Genomic DNA, 208 nt, shown 5'->3' with positions numbered 1-208 from the left:
ACGTGAATCGTTACCGCGCTCTGGTTGTCTTCTGCAGTAGAGAAAACTTGGTTCGCTTTTGTTGGGATAGTCGTGTTTTTCTCAACAAGCTTCGTCATTACGCCGCCCATCGTTTCGATACCTAGCGACAGTGGAGTAACGTCTAGTAGTAGTACGTCTTTCACATCACCTGCTAGTACGCCACCTTGAACTGCAGCGCCTACTGCAA

1 protein-coding gene is annotated in these 208 nt (G+C 48.6%); it reads right to left on the bottom strand.

Features of this window, described 5'->3' with window-relative positions; translation table 11 throughout:
* Positions 1-208 (bottom strand): Hsp70 family protein (locus ACVA54_RS19835; RefSeq protein WP_446642795.1); only part of this gene is annotated, 208 nt, incomplete at both ends.

Source organism: Vibrio sp. PNB23_22_6 (assembly GCF_052877535.1).
Note: the sequence above shows the minus strand (reverse complement) of the source record. Positions and strands in the feature narration are given on the sequence as shown.